Consider the following 19,659-nt stretch of genomic DNA (forward strand, 5'->3'; position numbering starts at 1 on the left):
GCGGACTTATCCACTCGCGAGGTTTACCCGGCATGCGACGCGTTCGCGGAGTGCGACTCCTTCAAACCGTTGCCCGACTGCTTATGCTCTACCACGTAGGACAACCAATTGGTGTAAAGACGCACCGCCTGCTCATGCCAGCTATGCGGCAACGTTGTTTCGCAGTCCGGAAATTTCAGCACCGTGTCGGCGCTACGGTCTCGTAGAATTCTATCCCGCAACTCGTCAAATTCGGCAGCCGTCTTTTCATCGAAATAGCCACACGGCATGGTAGGGTAGCTATTCCTCGCGCCGGCAACAAACTCGCGGATGTCTCTGCGATACTCTCGAAACAACGCTGGCGAATCATATTCGGGATGCCCTTGGAGGAATACAAAGAGACTTCGCCCCTGCCGGAGGAAGAGATCGGCGCCGACCTCGGGAGACCTCGATAGGACGCGATAGCCTCTGGACACGAGTTCTTCCTCAGGCAGGCTGTTGTATCGCGAATGCGGCACGCACCATCGAGCTGGCGCGTCGGACACGATTGCGTGATCCGCGACCTTGTGGCACTCAAACACACCGGAAAGCTTCTCGCGAAACGGCCGCCGTTGTATTCCGTCCAAATGAAGAACGGCCGCGTGCGCGCCAAGGCACGACCAGATCGTCGAAGTTGTGTGATCCTTCGCCCAGTCCACGACTTTCGTAAGGGTCGTCCAGTAAGGTTCATCCTGCAGCAATGGCGCATGCACTTCCGTGCCGGTCACGATCAGGGCGTCCAGCCGATCCGCCGCCAATAGTTCACCAATTTCCTCATAACGTTTAACAAAGGCTCGGCCCGCCTCTGAGCGCGGCAGTTGCGGCATCGAGAAGAACCTCAGGCAGATCAAAAAATTCTGCGACACCTCGGTAAGCAAATCGCAAAACTGATGCTCGGTGGCGAGCAGCGCCGCGTCGGGCATGTTGTTGACGATCCCGATGACCGGGACGTCAGATCCGAAGTTCGGTCCGCGCGATACACTACCTGCCGCCGGCAATATCCTGATCATGATTAACCGCCCAGTGCCTGATCGAGGTCTGCGGTGATATCGTCGATGTGCTCGATTCCTACACTCAGCCTGATCATCTCGGGCGTGACGCCCGCCTTGCGCTGCTCGTCGGCGGACATCTGCCGATGCGTGGTCGAGGCGGGATGACACGCCAACGATTTCGCGTCGCCAAGGTTGACCAACCGCTTGATCAGCTTCAGCGAGTCGTAAAATTCAGCCGCGGCTCTGTATCCGCCTCGAACTCCGAAGGTCATCAGAGAGCAAGCGCGTCCTCCGAGATATTTCCGGGCAAGCGCGTGATATGGGCTATCTTCGAAACCAACGTAGTTGACCCATTCAACCTGCTTGTTGTCGCGAAGGAACTCTGCCACGCGTCGCCCGTTTTCAACATGACGATCGATTCGCAATGCGACCGTCTCGATTCCCTGGAGCAATAGGAAAGCGCTCAGTGGAGACAGGACCGATCCCATCGTGCGTTGATAGACGGTCCGACAGCGCGCGATATAAGCCGAGGGGCCAAAATGATCGGTGTACACGAGGCCGTGGTAGGATGCGTCCGGCTCGCTGAACATCGGGAAGCGATCGGAATGCTCTCGCCAGGGAAACTTGCCGCTATCCACGACGATACCGCCCATCGTGGTACCGTGACCGCCCATAAATTTCGTCAGCGAGTGGATCACGATATCGGCGCCATAGTCGAACGGCCGCAGCAGAATGGGCGTGGCGACAGTGTTGTCGACGATCAATGGAATTCCATGCTTGTGCGATACATTGGCGAGCTCCGCGAGGTCGCAAATATTCCCGGCCGGGTTGCCGACGCTTTCGCAAAACAGAGCTCGGGTGTTTTGATCGATCAGCTTCTCCATCGCGGTGGGATGATCGCTCTCGGCAAAGCGAGTGGTGACCCCTAGCTGCGGCAGGACATGAGCAAAAAGCGTATGCGTCGTTCCATAGAGCTGCGGGACGGAGACAATGTTCTTGCCGTTTCCGGCTACGTTCAACACAGAGTAGTGCAATGCGGCCTGCCCGCTGCTGACGCTCAGCGCTCCCACGCCGCCTTCGAGTGCGGTGACACGCCGTTCGAGCACGTCGCAGGTCGGGTTGCTGATCCGGCTGTAGCGATTCCCTTCAACTTCGAGATTGAATAGAGCCGCGCCATGCTCGGCGCTGTCGAACGCGTAGGCCACGGTCTGGTAGATGGGCACGGCGACCGACCTGGTAGTCGGATCAACTTCATAGCCGCCGTGGACAGCGATCGTTTCGTTCCGCACCCTTACAATCTCCTCGGCGGTCGCAGGACATCTCTGCGCGACAGCCATCCAACCGGTTCGCCAGGCGCTTACCTGCTAGAGGATGGACGTGACCATTGTCCGCTGAGGGTGAAAAATGTCGGATAATCTGCACCTGAGACGTCTCGTATTAGGTTAAACCTGATGATGGCACGATGTTTGGCGCGAGGAAATCGAAGGAGAATACGTGCAGGCTGGGTAGGTTTAACCAAGATACGGGCGCGCCACGCTACAAGACGACTGTGCCTCGAGGTCGCCGGAACTACCATCTACGAGGGGCCAATCCGAGACTAGCTGCCGGCGGCCACGAATGACAACATTATGCGGGCGAATCCCGCCGGGACCTGCCGAGCAGTTCAGTACGACTCAGAATCTTCTGGGCTGGATGGGTGAGCAGTTCCTGCGCTACGGCGATACCTACAAGGCTGCCATCTATGGGATCAGCGTGTACGCGACCCGGAACCCCCAACATGATCAACACGTGCTTCATGAAAATAGCAGAAACTACGTTAAGGGCCACGCTATCAAACGCGTCGAACTGTTATCCGATAGAGCTGGATGTTGGCGTGAATTTGCGCAGCAAACATGATTTCATCATGAATCCAGAGCTCAAAGCATCTGACTAGCAAGATGAAATCAGGAATCGGTCAAGAGGATGGCCGCAAATCTTCACTGAAGGCGTGGGTGCGCGCCCTCGAAATGACCGCGCCCATCGCTCAGAATCCTGCGCGTACATTGCCGGTGCTGATCGATTCGTTGGCTGAACGCTTTGGTAACGCGCCCGCTCTTCTTTCCCGCAGTGAAAGCTTGAACTATCGCGCTCTTGCGGATCGATCCAACCGATATACGCAATGGGCTCTTAGGCGAGGCTTATCGTTTGGCGATGTCGTGTGCCTCCTCATGCCCAATTGTCCGGAATATGTGGCTATCTGGCTCGGGATAACGCGTGTCGGCGCCATAGTGTCGTTGCTTAATACCAACCTTGTCGGTGACTCCCTCGCGCATGCCATCAATATTGTAACTCCTAAACATATCATCGTAAGTGCGACGCTAGCCGATGCCTTCGATAGTGTAGTGACGAAAACATCTCCTGAGATTCAGCGATGGGTGCATGGCGAGAACAGTCATGAGTTTCTGCGAATCGACGATGAACTCGAGCAATCTGACACGGTAGATATCGCCGGCACAGAGTATAGGGCAGCGACTATCGCTGACCGTGCCCTATACATTTATACTTCTGGGACCACAGGACTGCCCAAGGCTGTCAATGTCAGCCACTTCCGACTGATGCAATGGAGCCACTGGTTTGCCGGCATGATGGATACCCGCCCTGACGACCGCGTCTACAATTGCTTGCCGATGTACCACAGTGTCGGAGGTGTCGCGGCTATAGGAGCGGCGCTGGTAAACGGCGCGTCGGTCGTGTTGCGTGAGCGATTTTCTGCAAGCCGCTTCTGGGATGACATCGTCGAATCGAAGTGCACGATCTTCCAGTACATCGGCGAGCTGTGCCGCTATCTCGTGAACAATCCAACACATCCGGGCGAATGGCAGCATCAGCTTAGATTGGCTTGCGGCAATGGGCTCGGCGCCGATGTATGGGAGGAATTCCAGCGCCGCTTTAATATCCCACAAATTCTCGAGTTCTATGCGGCGACCGAAGGCAGTTTCTCGCTTTACAACACCGAAGGCCGGATCGGTTCGATAGGCAGGATACCTTCGTTCCTTCGGCACCGCTTATCTATCGCACTGGTCAAGTTCGATCACGAGCTGGGAGAGCCAATACGCAATGAAGATGGATTCTGTGTCCGCTGTTCGCACAACGAAGCGGGCGAGGCCATTGGCCTGATCGACGGGACAAGTGGGGCGGGCCGGTTCGAAGGCTATGCGGATCAGAGCGCAACTGAAAAGAAGATCCTGCGTGACGTGTTCGCGAAAGGAGACGCGTGGTTTCGGACCGGCGACCTGATGAGTACTGATGCGAGCGGATTTTTCTATTTTGTCGATCGGGTCGGCGATACATTTCGATGGAAGGGCGAGAATGTTTCAACCACTGAAGTTGCTGCATCAGTCTGCGCGTCGCCCGACGCGATCGAAGCGGTAGTCTACGGAGTGACGGTTCCAGGCGCGGAAGGCCGCGCCGGGATGGTAGCCGCAGTCGTGCGTCCTACATTCGATCTGGTTGCGTTCCACCAGCATCTAGGTGAACGCCTCCCGGCATACGCTCGTCCCGTGTTTCTGCGCATCCTCGGCAAGCTGGAAACGACAGCTACGTTCAAGCTGAAAAAGCAGGACCTTATCCGCGAATCCTATAACCCTAAAGTGACCGCGGACCCGATTTATTTCAACGATCCGATCCGACAGAGCTTTGTGAAGGTGGACTCAGCTCTTTTTGAAAGGATTCAATCCGGTAAGATGCGCTTGTAGTCACGCGCGACAGTTCTAGGCAGTGTTGCCTGCATCGACAGTCAACACAGTGCCGGTAATATTCCTCGCCTTATCGCTCAGAAGAAATTCGACGGCGTTGCCGACATCGTTCACTTCGGCAAGCCGTTGAAGTGCGCTGCGCCGCTTGATTTGATCGCGTTTCTGTCCGCTAAGATTCTCTGTCATATCAGTGTCCAGAAAGCCGGGCGCGACCGCATTGACGTTGATGCCCAAAGGTCCAACTTCCCTTGCAAGCGATCGAGTAAATCCGACAATCGACGCCTTGGTGGCGCTGTAGACCGAAAGGCCGCTGTAGCCGGTGAAACTGACGATCGAAGCAACATTCACAATCCGTCCGCCGCCATCGGCCATCATAGATCGTACTACGTACTTCGTCACAATGATCGGTGACACCGTGTTGAGGCGCACCAGCCGCTCGATTTGAGCGTCGTGCATGGTAGCAAGGATGCCGCTGGTGCCGAGTCCCGCGTTGTTGACGAGTCCGTGTATCGACCCGAACTCTTTGCGTAACTGTTTGACGAAACCGGGAATAGCGGGAGTATCCTCAAGGTCGAATGCTTTGAAGAAGAGGGAACCTTGCTGGCTTGTCTCCTTTTGTCGCATCGCGCATTTGAGTTGTTCGCTCTCACGCCGGGCTACCGCAATGACCTGGTAGCCGGCCGTGACAAGATTGCGCGCTATCCCCAGACCTACACCCCTACTGCCACCGGTCACGATGACGGTTCGCATCAGCGACGAGCCAACTTTCCGGAGGCTGTGACCTCGAGCGAAGACACCAACCGAACCATCGCCGGGACCTTGTATGGAGCCAACGTGCGACGACAGGTTTCAAGAATCTCGCTCTTAAGCCGTTGAGTCCCGGCCTCTGTAACTCGCGGGCAAGAGTCCGACTTGACTACGACATCGGCAATCACGAGCGCGCCGGTGATCGGGTTGTTGCGTCTTCTGACCAGCGACATTTGCACACTCGGATGGCGGTTGATAACGGCCTCGACTTCCTCGGGATGGACCTTGAGACCACCGACGTTGATGATTCCATCTTTTCGGCCAATAAAGTAGTAGCGGTCGCCGCGCAACTCGACCATATCATGAGTGTCGATAAAGCCGTCATCACTGGCTAGGGTTTCCGCTGAACTTCCCAGGTAGCTAGCTGCGTTCCGAGCCGATCGGATTCGAAGTGAGCCCTCCTCAACCTTCATCTCGACCTCGGCGCCTCGCTTGCCAAGCAGAGATGCAGGAAATCCTGCGAGTCCGTCGCTGACGTCAAAGCCCACTCCTGCTTCAGTCGAAGCGAAGGCATGCACGATCTTCGCGTCCGGGTAGAAGGCGCGCAAGCTGTCGAGTATCACCTGGTCCACTATCTCCCCCGAGAGGCGTACGTAGCGCGGTCTAATCCTGTGGGCGAAGGGACTCATCAGCGCGCGACGCCAATGGGAAGGAGTCCCGGAGATATTTGTAACACCATGCTGCCCCGCCCTGGTCAAAAAGTCCCCGGTCGCTTCGTCAGCGCTCGAAAGCACCATCGACGCGCCGCCTAGAAGCGCGCGCAGAAAAATCTGCAGGCCGCCATAACGCCGAATGTCATAGAAGGTGCTCCAGACGACGGAATCTCCGGGCGGGTTGTCGCGCTTGATTGCGCCCGCGAGGCTCGCCATCGTGTGCAGCGCCATTTTCGGCACGCCGGTGGTGCCCGAAGTGAGAAGGATCCATTCCGTCTTAGCGGTTTCGTTCCGATCGGAATCGGCGCGCGTGAATTTGGGACTGCATGTTACTGAGGAGCGCACACCTGGAATGCAAGGCTTGGAAGTCGCTTCATCGGCTACGATAGCATCCACGCCGGCGGTTGCCGCGACGGAAGGAAGGAACTCGAGCGGCAGATCGCTAGGACATAGGACCAGCCGGCGGGCGATGCCATCCAGTTCGATCAGCGCGAGTCCGGCGGTCAACTGATCCCGCGTCGCTACCAGTACTGAACGTCCGCGCAGTTCCTCGAGTCGATCGCCAAGGCTCGAGCCCCAAGCCAAATCTCCCAATGACACGCTCGCATCGGGACCGTTAAGCGAGCAGCCAGAAAGATATTTCTCAGCGCTCAGCACACCTCGGTTACCTCGGGCCTTGCTCGTAAATCTTTACGAAATCGCCCAAGGTTACAGGAAATTCAAGGTCTTCCGAGACGGTAAAGGGATCGAAACCCAACTCGTCTTCAAGACGCGCTACAATAACAGCGAAGCAGAGGGAGTCGAGACCTGACTCGAGCAACACCAGGTCATCGGACAGCGTTGGTAAAATTTGATTTTGTTCCTTGGCGACAGACTCGAACTGGGAAATTATTTTGGATCTCACGGACATCCTATCGATCCTGGAAGAGCTATCGGTGCTGAGAACTGACAAGGGTTACCGCCGCACCGCAGAGCCGACGAGTAATCGAATAGCGAAGGGCAGATCGTTGATGATGTAGCGTTGAAAGAGACGTCGCGGTTCCAGTCCGAGTCGCCAGGCCCACTCGATCCCGGTTCGCTGCATCCAGCGCGGAGCACGCCGCGTCCTTCCGGAAACAATGGCCAGGCTTCCGCCCAGGCCGAGGAACCATGCCGACGGCAAGCGGTTGCGCAGCGAATGAATCACGAATTCCTGTTTTGGAAATCCGAAACACGCATAAACGATATCCGGCTTGGATGAATGCAGTGCGTTCGCAATTTCAGCCATCTGTAGCGGGTCGCTCTCGAAGCCTGGAGGCGGGCACGCTACCCCGGCTATTTTCAAGGCTGGGTTCAGTTGTTTCAGCCTGGTAGCGGCAGCTTCTGCGTCGCCCGGTTCTCCTCCCAACAGAAAGATCGAAGCTCCAGCCTTGGCAGCCGCGGTGGTGAGAGTAAGTATCAGTCCCGCACCCGCAACTCGCTCAGGTAAAGGAGTTCCCTTTAGCCGGCTTGCCCAAATCAGCGGCATTCCATCTGCGACCATCAAGCTTGCCTGACTTAGCATCGCCAGCAGATCAGGACGCTGCCTGATGATTCGCAGGTGATCGACGTTTGGAGTTACGATCCAGCCACCGAACCCATCTCGAATCGTCGAGATGACGCGGGCGATGACTTGCTTTTCAGTCAGGCGATCGATTCCAATTCCCATCAACTCGACTTTTGCGGGCGCTCGCAGAAATCGAGTTAGTGGTCCCGATCGCCGCGGTACCAGGCCGAGAGGTCTGTGCGCCCGCCGTGCATTTCCGCCCCCGGACCTGGCGATGCCGGGTTCGCCGCGTGAATTCCTGAGCGGCGCCTTAACGGAAGTTGCTGGCCGATCGCTCTCGATGCGAACTGAATAGTTAGGGTTGGCAGCCGCTGGAGCCATCGTCAGCCCGCCAGTAATTTCGGTCGAAGACGGAAGCGTCAGTTGAGTCAGATCCATCTGCGTCAAGTAATTTCGCTCGCCATCTTGTAGAAAATTGAGGATTGCGCGATCCGGTGATCGCTCGCCGAGTTGATTCTCGCTGACCTCTTTGGTGGTTGATGTATTGTTCATTTCCGCGTAACCGTCTGGAGAAGTGGGATTTAGCATGGAGAAGAATGCCGTCGCCCTCGATCAAGCTGTATATCACGCTAGGTCGTGGCAGGTATTTTGTATGCGCAAATGCACCCGACGGTGGGGCCGGACGGATAAACCTAACGCACCCGGCAGCTTTGAGGTTTGCCAATTAGCGCTCGGTGCGGACCCAAGGCGCCACACTCCGGGCCGATTGCACGGTCTTCGGCAGAGTCGCGAGCTTCCAGGCGACGTAGAAAGGAGCGCTCAGCAAAGCTGAAAAATCACGCCAATCGCCACCCCCAACAAGAATCCCGACCACGACATGGAAGGCGACGAGCGCCAGCGCGAGCAGCGCATAAATCCGCGCAACGACAAATGGCATCAGCGCAATCACGCCGAGAAGCGTAATGTGAAACGCAAGCGGTAGCAGCAGCAGCTCGAGCATCGGTTCCAACAGTCGCGACTTTCCTGAAATCACTCCGCCGAGCAATCGCGGCAGATTCTCGAGGGCGGTCCTTAGCCGGCCACCTTCCCATCGCGCCCGTTGAGTAGAGGCGCCGCGGCCGCCGGTCGGCATCTCTGCACGAACGCGGGCGCGGTCGACGAAAACGATCTTCTTTCCTGCTTGTACCAGCCGAAGGTGATATTCGAGATCCTCGACCAACGATTGTGAGTCGTATGGAACCGCTTTCAGCGTCGCCCGGCTCAATCCAAAGCCATTGCCAAAAATCCCCACCGACAAATTCATGCGAGCACGTCCTCTGGCACGCAGCACGTTGAACGCCATGAACGCGACATTCATCAGTCGCGTGCGGGTGGAATCATCAGGGTTGAGAACAACATATCGTACCTGCACTCCGTCCGCTCCCATTCTGAAAAGCCGGACCACCTCGAGCAGGAGATTCGAGTCGACGACGCTGTCAGCATCGACAACGACGACCGCATCAAATCCCTCATCGAGCAGAGTCTCAAAAGCGAACCTTAGCGCGAATCCTTTTCCTCGACGCGCGGAATCCGACCGCACCAGAACCCGCGCATTGGCGCCGCGGGCAAGATCAGCGGTCGCGTCAGTACAATTGTCGGCGACAACAACAATTTCTGTCTCGACCGAGTCAGGCAGCATGCACGCACCAACGCTGCGAACGCATCGGACAATCGACGTCGCTTCATTGTGCGCAGGAATCACGATTGCGAGTCTTCCAATCGTACTAGCGATGGCATTCGGCAGTGGATCGCGCGAAGGCAACATTCCCGCAATTGTAATCATCGCAAGCTCTATGGTTCCCGGCAGGGTCAGAAGGACCAGGATCGAGCTCAGGACTATGAGTTGCCAATGAAACATCAGGAACTCGGCGATGACAGCATGACGACCAATCCATAGGCAGGTACGGTGATCTGCGATTGGGAAACTTCAGCGCTGACGATTTTAACCTGGTCGTCCACTGATTCATTGGTCGAGGTGATCGACGGCGCCGACAACGTAAGGCTTCGCGACGGCGGTGTACCGCCCGCCGGAAACTTGATCGAAAGACTGGTAGGAGTGGGGCTGGCGGAAGCTATAACCATTGACCATCTCCCGTCAGAGAGAAACGCGGCAGCGTTCAACGTGCTGGCGTTGGCGCCTTTGGCAGTCACGGAATGGTAGTCACCTGCGATGGCCTGGTTAAGCATCTGGACAGCCAATCCGGTCGGCCGGAAATCGTGCTTGGTAGCGAGATCGCGCACGATCCCCCACAGCTTTGTCTGGCCCACCGGCGTCTTGACCTGGTACTGCGCGAGCGCGAAGACATTCTGGCGGCGGACGCCCGCGTTCATGGCGGTAATGATCCGGTTGGCGAGCGCGGTGCCCGACGCCATGCCAGCGACCAGAGGATCGCGCTGGCTATCAGGCGCGTCGCCGGAAATCGTGGACAGATTAACTTCGTAAACGTCGATGTCCTTGTGCGATGGCGTAGTCGATTGCTGCAGCTTGGCGATCGGCGGCTGCTCATCATTCATCGACATCAGCGAGCTCAACGCAGCCTCAGTCGTGTCGGACGAATTGAGTATCTCGAAGAAGTAGGGCGCTATGTCGGTTGCATTCGCCAACGGCGCATTGGCCAGCGCGGTCGAACCCATCCACGGATTTACAAACTGTCCGTTCACCACGAGATGCAGCGGCAATGTGGATCCGGCGCTCTCTCGGATCAGTCCAAAGGCCCGATTCGCAGCTTGACCCATGACGCCTGGCTGGAGAATCGAGGCCGCCCTGAACATCGGATTCCAATTCTCGTTGCCCCACTCCAGCACGATCTCGCTGAAGTTGTAGGTGCTCTGCTCATGCGCCAGGTACTGTCCGAAGTTCGTCAGTTCGGAGTCATATAAGGTGGTAGGCAGAACAATCCAGGGCTGAGCGCCAACCTCATGACAAAGACTTAGAAAGTCGGTCAACCCGTACAAGTAAGACATCGAGACGTTGCTAGGATCAGGCACATAGCGTGTAGGACCACGCGCGAACGCGTCTCCTATTCGGTTTGCGAGCGTGTCACCGAGCTGGCCTTGGGTGTCCCGTAGATAGCCGGGACGCATCGTCGTAAGCGCACCTACCAATTCAGCACGCCATGCGCTCGGGAAATCACTCGCGCGCCCAAGCTGAACATCGTCGAGTCTCACCGCATTGCCAGACTGCCCGCTCGCGACGAATTTCAGGGCTAATGGACCCGCGGGCCCCGTATCGGTAGCGTCAAAGTTCATCGTGTATTGTTGCCAATGGCTAGTGAGTGTCAGCGTCTGATTCACCCACGCCTGCGAGCCATTCAAGCGCTGAAAGATCACGAACAGCGACGCGCTGCCTGAGGTCCCTCGCGCCCAAAACGATAGCTGCCAATGGCCATTTACGGGAAGGAACCGGCCGCCTGGAATTTTGCTTGTTTCCGAATCCCAGTAGAAATCAATCTCGGTCGACTGGTTTTGTTGCAGTTTCAACTCAGCCACCGAAGATCCGGAACTGTTTGGCCGATGGTCCGTGGTATTGATCTCGACAAAGTCAGTAGACGTCGCGGGTAGCCACCAATTCCAGGGTACCCCGGCAGTCTGCCGCTGAGTGACCGAAATCGCATCGCCTTTCGCCAGCTTGGGCGCCGATGATGAAGTGGTGAACCAAGGGAGTCCGTCAGATCCCTTCGCAACCGAGGTAGCGATATTTCCAGCAGCACCAGCCGATTTGCCAGTCAGGACTTGAAACGTCGCCTTATTCCAGAAGCCGTCGGCTCGGGCCAACCATGCCGCATTGTCAGAAAAGCCTGACGAATCACTATCTTGTACAATAACTATTGCCCGGTCTATTAACGGCTCGAAGCCGGGGTTCATAACTATGTTAGACGAGTACTGTTCTGCGCCGTAGGTCGTCCACGTGCCCAGATTCACACCGATCCGCGCTATGTTCTTAAGTGTTGCGTCGGGATTCACAACTAACACTGACGACGTCGACGCCAGCTCTGACTGTCCGGAGTTGGTTGCTGCACCAAGAGTACTCGACCCAATTCTGCAGCTGAGCAGTAAGAGACTGAAGATACCTATGCTGAGAGTGAGGTATCGATGCATCTCTGCTCTCGAGGTCTTTCGATCCGATCGGTGAATATCTGGGCTAGGCGTGTCACATTACGATCGAGATTATATTTTTCCATCACCCGCCGGCGGCCTGCCGCGCCGAGACGACGGCGTAGGAGAGGATCATCGATTAGTCGCTTGATCGCACCGGCTAACTCCCGATCATCCGAAGGCGGAACGAGGATGCCGTCGATCTCGCTCCGGATTAGCTCGGGTATTCCCGCCACAAACGTGCTGACGCATGGTATTTCCATCGCCATGGCTTCCATCAGGACAACCGGGATTCCTTCTGCGAAACTTGCCAACACGAAGATATCGGCTTGGCGATAATGGTCGCGGATATGATCCTGGTTGACGCTACCTTCAAGAACCACATGCTGAGTGAGGCCAGCCGCTTCAATTGCGCGTGCGAGGCCTTCCCTGTCGGGCCCATCGCCGACCAGACGAAGTCGAAGGTTTGGAATTGACTTTGCCAGACGATTCACAGCCGCGACCAGAACATACTGCCCTTTGGCGGGGACTAGCCGTCCGACGCATAGGATCTCAAATGTCCTGGGTGATGATCGAAACGGGCGCGGCGCGAACAGTTGGGGGTCCACTCCTAACGGGCCTATTTCGAACTTGGCCCATTCAGAATGTGGCGACAATTTCATCAATTGGCTGCGTGCAAACTGTCCTATACAGCATGCAAAAGAAGCCCCGGCGATCTTCTCTGCGAGCCGAACACCCGGGGCGTCGTAGAATTCGTCCGGACCGTGAACAGTCAAAGAGAACTCTATCGGAAAGGTTCGACTAGCGATCAGACCGACTGTCGCGGCAGCGTTTGCGAAATGAACATGCAAGTGACGAATATCGCGCGATTCCATCCAGCGTCCAAGGATAACGGCTTCGGCAAAATAGAAAACTGAGAAAACCAACTGTCGCAAATCAGTTCCAGCTAGTCTGAGCGCGAACCACAGACCCTTGAAATAGGCCTTCGGGGACTTCAGCAGAATCGCAAGGTGCGCCGCTGCAGCGCCACGAACTCTCTCCTTCTTGACGTAAAATGTTCCCGCAGCCTCCTCCAGCTCCTCCGCCGTCATGCCGGTCGCGGAGCACTCGGGCGAATTTATCGAGACCGTCCGGATCTCGAAATTGGCATTTCGTAACCTTTTGACCTCGCGTAATATGAAGGTATGGGAGACTGCTGGATATTCGCTGACCAGATAGGCGACGCGAATAGCAGTATTGTTCGAGGGAGGAGTATCTTTTATTCGACCATTCTGCTGCAAGTATCTGTCCTTCAGTCTTCTAGGAGACAGCCCGGTCGCGTTGTTTCACTAAACGACTCGCAAACTCTGCGGCCCCTTCCTGCCATGGAGGCAATGTTATCCGTGGGTCATGAATGCTGGTTAGGACGCTATTTCGCGGACGACGAGCTCTAGTTTTGAATTCACGATGAGAAACGGGTCGGAGGTGAGTCGAGTAGTCGAGCAGACGGAAGGCTTCGGACACGAATCCCCAGCGTGAGACTCCACCAGAGCCGGCTATATGGTACGTACCAAAGGCATCGGTCTCGATCAGTCTCTCAATCGCGTTGGCTAGATGAGGCGCGTAGGTCGGTGAACCGAACTGATCTTTCGCCACGCGCAGTTCCGGTCGCCAGGCATTCGAACACATCGAGAGCAGAAATCCCTTGCCGCCCTCCCAGTAAAGCCATGCGGTACGGATTATAAAGTGCCGCGGGTTAAGCCTCCGAATTACTTCTTCTCCGGCAAGTTTGCTAGCGCCGTACACGGACAGAGGATTTGTCGGATCATTTTCATTGTATGGCCGATCGGTCAGCCCGTCGAAGACGTAGTCGGTCGACACATGAAGCAAAGGAATCCCCAGTCGCGCGGTTTCGGCCGCAAGGTCTCTGGGACCCAGAGCATTTACGGCATAAGCGTTGATGATTTGGGATTCTGCACCATCTACGTCGTTGAAGGCAGCGGCGTTTATCACGAGATCAGGCCGCTCGTCCGCCAACACTTTCTGGACCTGGCACAGGCGAGTTATGTCGAAGTCGTTCCGGTTCAGGGGAACCAATTGATGACGTTGAAGGGAACTCCTTAGACAGGAACCAAGTTGTCCGGCTGCGCCCGCGATTAAAATTTTCAAGGCCGTCCCTCCAAATAGAGCGGCAATAGCTCTATCTGATCGGCTATCGTGCCGGCTTCACAATCCTTGGGGGAAAGAATAGGAGTTTCGACTGGCCATCGGACTCCAATGGAAGGGTCATTCCAGGCGATGCGAAGCTCGTCGGATGGATCGTAGTAGTCAGTGCACTTGTACTCGATGTCGGCGAACTCGCTTGTAATACAGATGCCGTGAGCGAAACCTGGTGGGACATAGATCTGCCGGAAATTCGCCGCTGACAACTCGACTGCAATCCACTTCAGGTAGCCGGGCGAGCCGCGCCTGATATCCACCACAACGTCCACGATTGAACCGGTCACAACGCGTACCAGCTTCCCTTGCGAATGGTGCCGTTGCGCGTGCAGCCCGCGAATTGTGTTGCGTGTTGAGTGTGACTGGTTATCCTGGAGGAACTCACCCATAATTCCGCCCCGTGCATACTTATCCTGGCTGAATGTTTCGAGAAAAAATCCACGCTCGTCCCGGAACAAGTCAGGTTCGACGACGATCACGTTCTTCAAACAAGTGGGAATGAATTTCATGATCGCCTACGAATCCTGCTCGATGACGCGAAATAGATACTGCCCATACTTGCTGTTGGCCATTGAGTCTGCGATTCGAATCACGTCATGTTTTTGGATATATCCCATCCGCCAGGCAATTTCTTCGAGGCACGCTACTTGTAATCCTTGACGTTCCTCGATCGCCTGAATGAAACTCGCGGCCTGCATCAGAGCGTCATGCGTGCCGGTGTCAAGCCACGCTATGCCGCGTCCCATCTTTTCGACGTGGAGCTCGCCTGAAATCAGATATTTTCTGTTCAAGTCAGTGATCTCTAATTCGCCGCGGTCCGACGGAGCGAGGTCTGCCGCGAGATCGAAGACTCTGTTGTCATAGAAGTACAGCCCGGTTATGGCATAGGATGACCTTGGTTGAGCGGGTTTTTCTTCCAGACCGATCGGTTTACCCTTTGCGTCGAATTCCACTACACCATAACGCTCCGGGTCTTTGACCCAATAGCCGAATACCGTCGCTCCCTCGGGTCTGGCCGTAGCCCTACTCAGCAGATCGGGCAGCCCGTGGCCGTAGAAAATATTGTCGCCCAGCGCCAGCGCGACATTGGCGTCACCGGCAAATTGCCTGGCGATAAGAAATGCCTGCGCGATGCCTTCGGGTCGCGGCTGCACTGCATATTCGAATCGGACGCCCCATTCAGCGCCGGTTCCGAGTAGACGCTTGAAACAATCCTGTTCGTGCGGCGTATTTATTATCAAGATCTCCCTTATCCCCGCCATCATCAGCGTGGCCAAGGGATAGTAGATCATAGGTTTGTCATAGACTGGTGCGAGTTGCTTCGAAATAGCCCGCGTCACGGGATATAGCCGCGTTCCCGATCCACCGGCGAGTATAATTCCCTTCCAGGCTGGCTGAGCGCGGTGGTTATTTGACTGTGGTTCCGCTATCAGGTTCATAAGCCTTACTTCGACATCGTGCCTAGGTATGACGAATCCGTCCCGAAGGTTATCTCTAGCGCGGCACGGCGCTTTGAAGACCTAGTCGTTCACCATCGTAGTGTCCCTGCTGAATTGCTTGACACCAGCGACGGTTCAGCAGGTACCAACTTACCGTCATGCCGAGCCCCATTTCGAAACTTATGCGGCTGGTCCATCCGAGATCCCGCTCGATTCGAGAACAATCGACCGCATAACGTCGATCGTGGCCGGGTCGATCGGGGACCATCTTGATCAAGTCTCGATAGGACTCGTATCGGTTCGCGGCGAGTGCAACATTGCTGTCGGCGGGCAGCAGTTCTTCGAGTGCGGCGCATACTCCGTTTACGACCTCGAGGTTCGTGCGCTCACTCCTGCCGCCGACAATATACTGATCGCCGGCCCGTCCCCGTTCCAAAATCGTCAATATGGCGTCGCAATGGTCTCCTACAAACACCCAATCGCGAACATTCAGTCCATCACCGTAAATCGGCAAAGGTTTACCGGCAATAGCATTGGAGATTGCAAGCGGAATTAGTTTTTCCGGGAATTGATAGAAGCCATAGTTATTGGAACAGTGGGAAATGAGCGTGGGAAGACCGAAGGTCTCGTGATAGGCCCGCACGAAATGATCGGCCGAAGCCTTGGAGGCCGCGTAAGGAGAGTTGGGCGCGTAACGCGAGTCCTCATTGAAGAAACCGGCGTCACCCAGCGATCCGTAAACTTCATCAGTCGATATCTGGAGATACCGGAAACTTTTGCGCCGCATTGGTTCAAGCTTTGACCAATAGTGGCGGGTTGCTTCGAGTAACCCGAACGTTCCCATCACGTTGGCGGCGAGGAAGTTGTGGGGTCCGTCTATGGAGCGATCTACGTGCGTCTCGGCGGCGAAATTGACGATGATATCCGGATGCCATCGTTCAAGCGCTTCTGCCATGGCCGCCTGGTCACCTATGTCAGCGTGTACGAACGAATAGCGCGGGTCGTGTTCGACGTCGTGAAGATTCAGCAGACTGCCCGCATAGGTAAGCTTGTCTATTACGATCAGCCGCCAGTTCGTTTGTTTGAGCGCGCTATGCACGAAGTTTGAACCAATGAATCCTGCGCCGCCGGTGACGATCACTGTCCGCATTTCACGCAAGAATGGAGAGTTATGCTCCAAGTCTAGTAACCCCCGCCATGAGCAACTCGAAGCACCGTTTTCAGGATGATTCTGCAGTCTTGCCAAAGGGACCAAGTGTCGATGTACTTGCAGTCCAATTCCACAACTTGCTCGAAGTCCCTGACCACGTCATGGCCGCGGAGCTGCCACAGACCGGTGATTCCGGGTTTCATGCTGAGGCGTCGCTGATGATGCGGTTCATAGCATGCGACTTCGGACGGCATCGGCGGGCGCGTGCCTACGAGACTCATTTCGCCTTTGAACACGTTCCAAAACTGCGGGAGCTCGTCCAGGTATAGCTTGCGCAACACGCGGCCAAGTGGAGTGACGCGCGGATCGTTCCGGATTTTGAACATATGCCCAGTCATTTCATTCTGATCGAGCAATTCTTGAGGAAGCTGTTCGCCCGAGAGTCGCATCGTACGGAACTTGTAAAGCGTGAACGGTCGGCCGTTGCGGCCCACCCGTGCCTGACGAAAGATCGTGGATCCCTGGGTTTCCCGTTTGATTCCGCGCGAAAAGATACAGTAGGCAACTCCACATAAGACGAGTCCTACACTTGCGCCCACCAGGTCCATCAGCCGCTTGAAGGCCAAGCCTACTCCCCTGGCCGGTACGGACTCATGTGACAGCCAATAATCACCAGCTCCGATAGCTTCGGTCCGATAGCGGCCCGCTGGAGCGAGTGGGGTCCTCATAAGAGTTCGAAACGTCTTACCCCTTATCGAGGACGAATACAGAATGTCGTCGGGATCGAGTCCTTCAGCTGAATCGACCATCAAAACGTCGTCGATGACGTTGGCATCGAGCACCTGGTCGAGCGTGGAAGAAATCTCCTCGCCATCATCGTTACGGAAAAGCATCTCACCATTTGCGTTGATGTATAGGTATCCAACAGGCCGGACAAAGTTATGCCGCGAGATTCTGTCAGATAGATCTTCGTAACAGCTTGCACCAACGATCAATGCATTCCGCCCCAGCGGCGTGGTCTTGCCCCGAAATCCGAAATTAAAGAGTCTCGACGCCGCCGCGCTGGCTGCAAATGACCCCAATACGAGCGGGAGCAGTAATGAAGTGTCATTCCATCGGACTCCGACCACGTAATGAAATGCGAGTAGAAAGCCCGAACTCAATAGGATTCCTGGTTTAATTGGAAATGAAATCACCTGATGTAGAACTTCCTTTTCACCCACTGCCCCGAGAGAGTAATTGAACGAAACGATCCGTACTTCGCCCGGTTAACGCCCGGGAGCGGTGAGGAAGTAAGGATTCACGCGACACCTGAGAGAACCAGTCACAAAGAGCCGAGCAAATGAGCGGCGCGAAAAATACTGCTCGCCGTGACCTTCACGATAAGAACTGGGAAGCTGCCGTCGAAGCCGAGAGTTAAATTGACGAGCCGACCATTGTCGGTAGCCGGCATCGGCGCCGATCGAGAGCGCCGCCGTCGGCAATCCAAACGCTGAACGCGAAGCGCAGAAACCGCGGTGCTGATCATATGCATTGTTTCGAAAATCTCCATTTTGAAATTCTGATTGAAACTTTCATCCGCCGCCTGCGAAGCCGAGCGACGACTGGACGAGGCTAAGTGCGCGAGAGCATCGAAGTCCCTGCGGCAGGTCAAAACTATCCTGAAAACGCATGGAAACCGTTTTGAGGCACTGTCTAAACGCGGCGCCGGCAGAATAATCAAGCTCAAATGTGGCCGAAGGGACGGCCGCGTGAAGGTAGGTACGGACTGCGGGATTGTTCGCCGGTCACGAAACGACTGGCGAGCAGGTCTGCAACCGTATTTCTAAGCCGCTAGCGACCTGCTGCCGGGAATCTGTCGGCATTTGGATCGATGACAGAGGAAACGATGAGTCAGAAAACAAGAGTAAAAAATATGTACCAAATGCTCGCAGTTGGCGCCTTGAAGAAATATTGCCGATCGGGTCTCGTGACCGGCATTGTTGCGCTGCTGTTTTTCGGCTGCTCGAGTACCCCAAGCTCTCAATCGCTCGAGCAGTCTCTCAGCACCAATTCCCCGAAACTAAACTCATCTTCCCCGAAACTAAGCTCATCACCGCCGGCGTTACCGGCGGCGGCGACCGTGCCTGCGGCATTCGAAACCACTACAGCTGACGACGAGCTTCCGCAAATTCAATCACCTTCGGGTAGATACGTCCTGGGTCCTGGCGACGTCGTCTCGGTCACTGTATGGGGCCATCCTGAACTTTCCGGCAAGCGCGTGGTCGGTCCTGACGGTGAGATCCAGCTGCCCTTCGTCGGCTCTTTTCGAGTTGCTGGACTCTCCGCCGACGACGCTGGCCGAAAAATCACCTCGGCTCTCCGCGAGGATTATCTCAACACCGCCGCGTCGATCACTATCGATAGCTACGAGAGCAATCAGGTCATTGTCCTCGGACACGTGGCGCACCAGGGCGTACAAACCTTTTCTGGCGATCCCACTTTGCTCGAGGCGCTTGCCAAGGCTGGCGCCGCGCCTTCCACTAAGGATGACCTGACCGGGATGCCGACGCGATGCGCGATTATTCGCGGCAGAGATCGCATCATGTGGGTCGATTTACGACCGCTGTTGCGCGGAAAGGATGTGTCGCTAAACATTCCTCTGCATCGAAACGACATAGTGTTCGTTCCCGACCAGGACGATCAACTCGTGTACGTGATGGGACAGGTCAAGAACCCCGGTCCATATCCGATGACGGCGAACATGTCGTTCCTCGAGGCCCTCTCTCGCGCCGGTGGACCTAACGACAACGCACAGCAGGGGAAAATCGTGCTGGCCCGTCCAAGCAATAACACTGAGCAGGTCGTTGACCTGGAAGATTTCGTTCATCAGAACGGCAGCAATGATCAACTTGAACCCGGCGACATCGTTTACGTGCCCAAGAGTGGAATGGCGAAGGTCGGTTACGTCCTGCAACAGCTGAACCCGCTTGCGACGATGGCGTTGTTTGCAGCCGCGTTGTGATCTA

At 55.9% G+C, this 19,659-nt stretch carries 16 protein-coding genes; 3 read left to right on the forward strand and 13 right to left on the reverse strand.

Features of this window, described 5'->3' with window-relative positions; genetic code table 11:
- Positions 1-23: 23 nt before the first annotated feature.
- On the reverse strand, positions 24-1,028 hold the full coding sequence (metA, locus tag WB650_RS16035; protein ID WP_422302848.1) for a homoserine O-succinyltransferase MetA: 1,005 nt from the start codon (positions 1,026-1,028) through the stop codon (positions 24-26).
- Positions 1,029-1,030: 2 nt separating this feature from the next.
- A complete protein-coding gene (locus WB650_RS16040) occupies positions 1,031-2,299 on the reverse strand; it encodes an O-acetylhomoserine aminocarboxypropyltransferase/cysteine synthase family protein (protein WP_422302846.1) in 1,269 nt (422 codons plus the stop codon).
- 648 nt (positions 2,300-2,947) lie between these two features.
- Here WB650_RS16040 and WB650_RS16045 point away from each other — a divergent pair.
- Complete coding sequence (locus tag WB650_RS16045; protein ID WP_423961185.1) at positions 2,948-4,744, forward strand: long-chain-acyl-CoA synthetase; 1,797 nt, start codon at positions 2,948-2,950, stop codon at positions 4,742-4,744.
- 15 nt (positions 4,745-4,759) lie between these two features.
- Here WB650_RS16045 and WB650_RS16050 read toward each other — a convergent pair whose 3' ends face one another.
- From WB650_RS16050 to WB650_RS16100, 11 genes are all read right to left on the reverse strand, one after another.
- Positions 4,760-5,494: an SDR family NAD(P)-dependent oxidoreductase gene (locus tag WB650_RS16050; protein ID WP_422303078.1), complete on the reverse strand. Its 735-nt coding sequence runs from the start codon at positions 5,492-5,494 to the stop codon at positions 4,760-4,762.
- Positions 5,494-6,861, reverse strand: coding sequence for an ANL family adenylate-forming protein (locus WB650_RS16055; RefSeq protein WP_423961187.1), 1,368 nt, complete (start codon positions 6,859-6,861; stop codon positions 5,494-5,496). Before WB650_RS16055 ends, WB650_RS16050 begins: the two co-directional genes overlap by 1 nt.
- Before the next feature lie 298 nt (positions 6,862-7,159).
- Positions 7,160-8,281, reverse strand: coding sequence for a WecB/TagA/CpsF family glycosyltransferase (locus tag WB650_RS16060; protein WP_423961189.1), 1,122 nt, complete (start codon positions 8,279-8,281; stop codon positions 7,160-7,162).
- Between the two features lie 172 nt (positions 8,282-8,453).
- Positions 8,454-9,626, reverse strand: coding sequence for a glycosyltransferase family 2 protein (locus WB650_RS16065; protein ID WP_422303081.1), 1,173 nt, complete (start codon positions 9,624-9,626; stop codon positions 8,454-8,456).
- Positions 9,626-11,257, reverse strand: a complete 1,632-nt coding sequence (locus WB650_RS16070; protein WP_422303082.1) for a hypothetical protein — start codon at positions 11,255-11,257, stop codon at positions 9,626-9,628. Before WB650_RS16070 ends, WB650_RS16065 begins: the two co-directional genes overlap by 1 nt.
- 581 nt (positions 11,258-11,838) lie before the next feature.
- Positions 11,839-13,143 (reverse strand): glycosyltransferase, encoded by a 1,305-nt coding sequence (locus WB650_RS16075; protein ID WP_423961190.1) that lies wholly within the window; start codon positions 13,141-13,143, stop codon positions 11,839-11,841.
- A gap of 19 nt (positions 13,144-13,162) precedes the next feature.
- On the reverse strand, positions 13,163-14,011 hold the full coding sequence (gene rfbD / locus WB650_RS16080; protein ID WP_422304575.1) for a dTDP-4-dehydrorhamnose reductase: 849 nt from the start codon (positions 14,009-14,011) through the stop codon (positions 13,163-13,165).
- On the reverse strand, positions 14,008-14,571 hold the full coding sequence (gene rfbC, locus WB650_RS16085) for a dTDP-4-dehydrorhamnose 3,5-epimerase (protein WP_422304573.1): 564 nt from the start codon (positions 14,569-14,571) through the stop codon (positions 14,008-14,010). Before rfbC ends, rfbD begins: the two co-directional genes overlap by 4 nt.
- Before the next feature lie 6 nt (positions 14,572-14,577).
- Complete coding sequence (rfbA, locus tag WB650_RS16090) at positions 14,578-15,501, reverse strand: glucose-1-phosphate thymidylyltransferase RfbA (RefSeq protein ID WP_422304571.1); 924 nt, start codon at positions 15,499-15,501, stop codon at positions 14,578-14,580.
- A gap of 55 nt (positions 15,502-15,556) precedes the next feature.
- Positions 15,557-16,651 (reverse strand): dTDP-glucose 4,6-dehydratase, encoded by a 1,095-nt coding sequence (rfbB, locus tag WB650_RS16095; protein ID WP_422304569.1) that lies wholly within the window; start codon positions 16,649-16,651, stop codon positions 15,557-15,559.
- Positions 16,652-16,683: 32 nt separating this feature from the next.
- Complete coding sequence (locus WB650_RS16100) at positions 16,684-17,544, reverse strand: sugar transferase (protein WP_422304567.1); 861 nt, start codon at positions 17,542-17,544, stop codon at positions 16,684-16,686.
- 883 nt (positions 17,545-18,427) lie between these two features.
- Between WB650_RS16100 and WB650_RS16105 the strand changes: the two genes are divergently transcribed.
- Positions 18,428-18,805, forward strand: a complete 378-nt coding sequence (locus tag WB650_RS16105) for a hypothetical protein (protein ID WP_423961194.1) — start codon at positions 18,428-18,430, stop codon at positions 18,803-18,805.
- Entirely contained in the window at positions 18,774-19,655 is an 882-nt protein-coding gene (locus WB650_RS16110; protein ID WP_422304565.1) for a polysaccharide biosynthesis/export family protein, read from the forward strand. The genes WB650_RS16105 and WB650_RS16110 overlap by 32 nt, the downstream gene beginning before the upstream one ends.
- Positions 19,656-19,659 lie beyond the last annotated feature (4 nt).

The sequence above is a fragment of the Binatus sp. (SeqCode) genome (assembly GCF_049584895.1).
In the GTDB taxonomy this organism is placed as follows: Bacteria; Desulfobacterota; Binatia; order Binatales; family Binataceae; genus Binatus.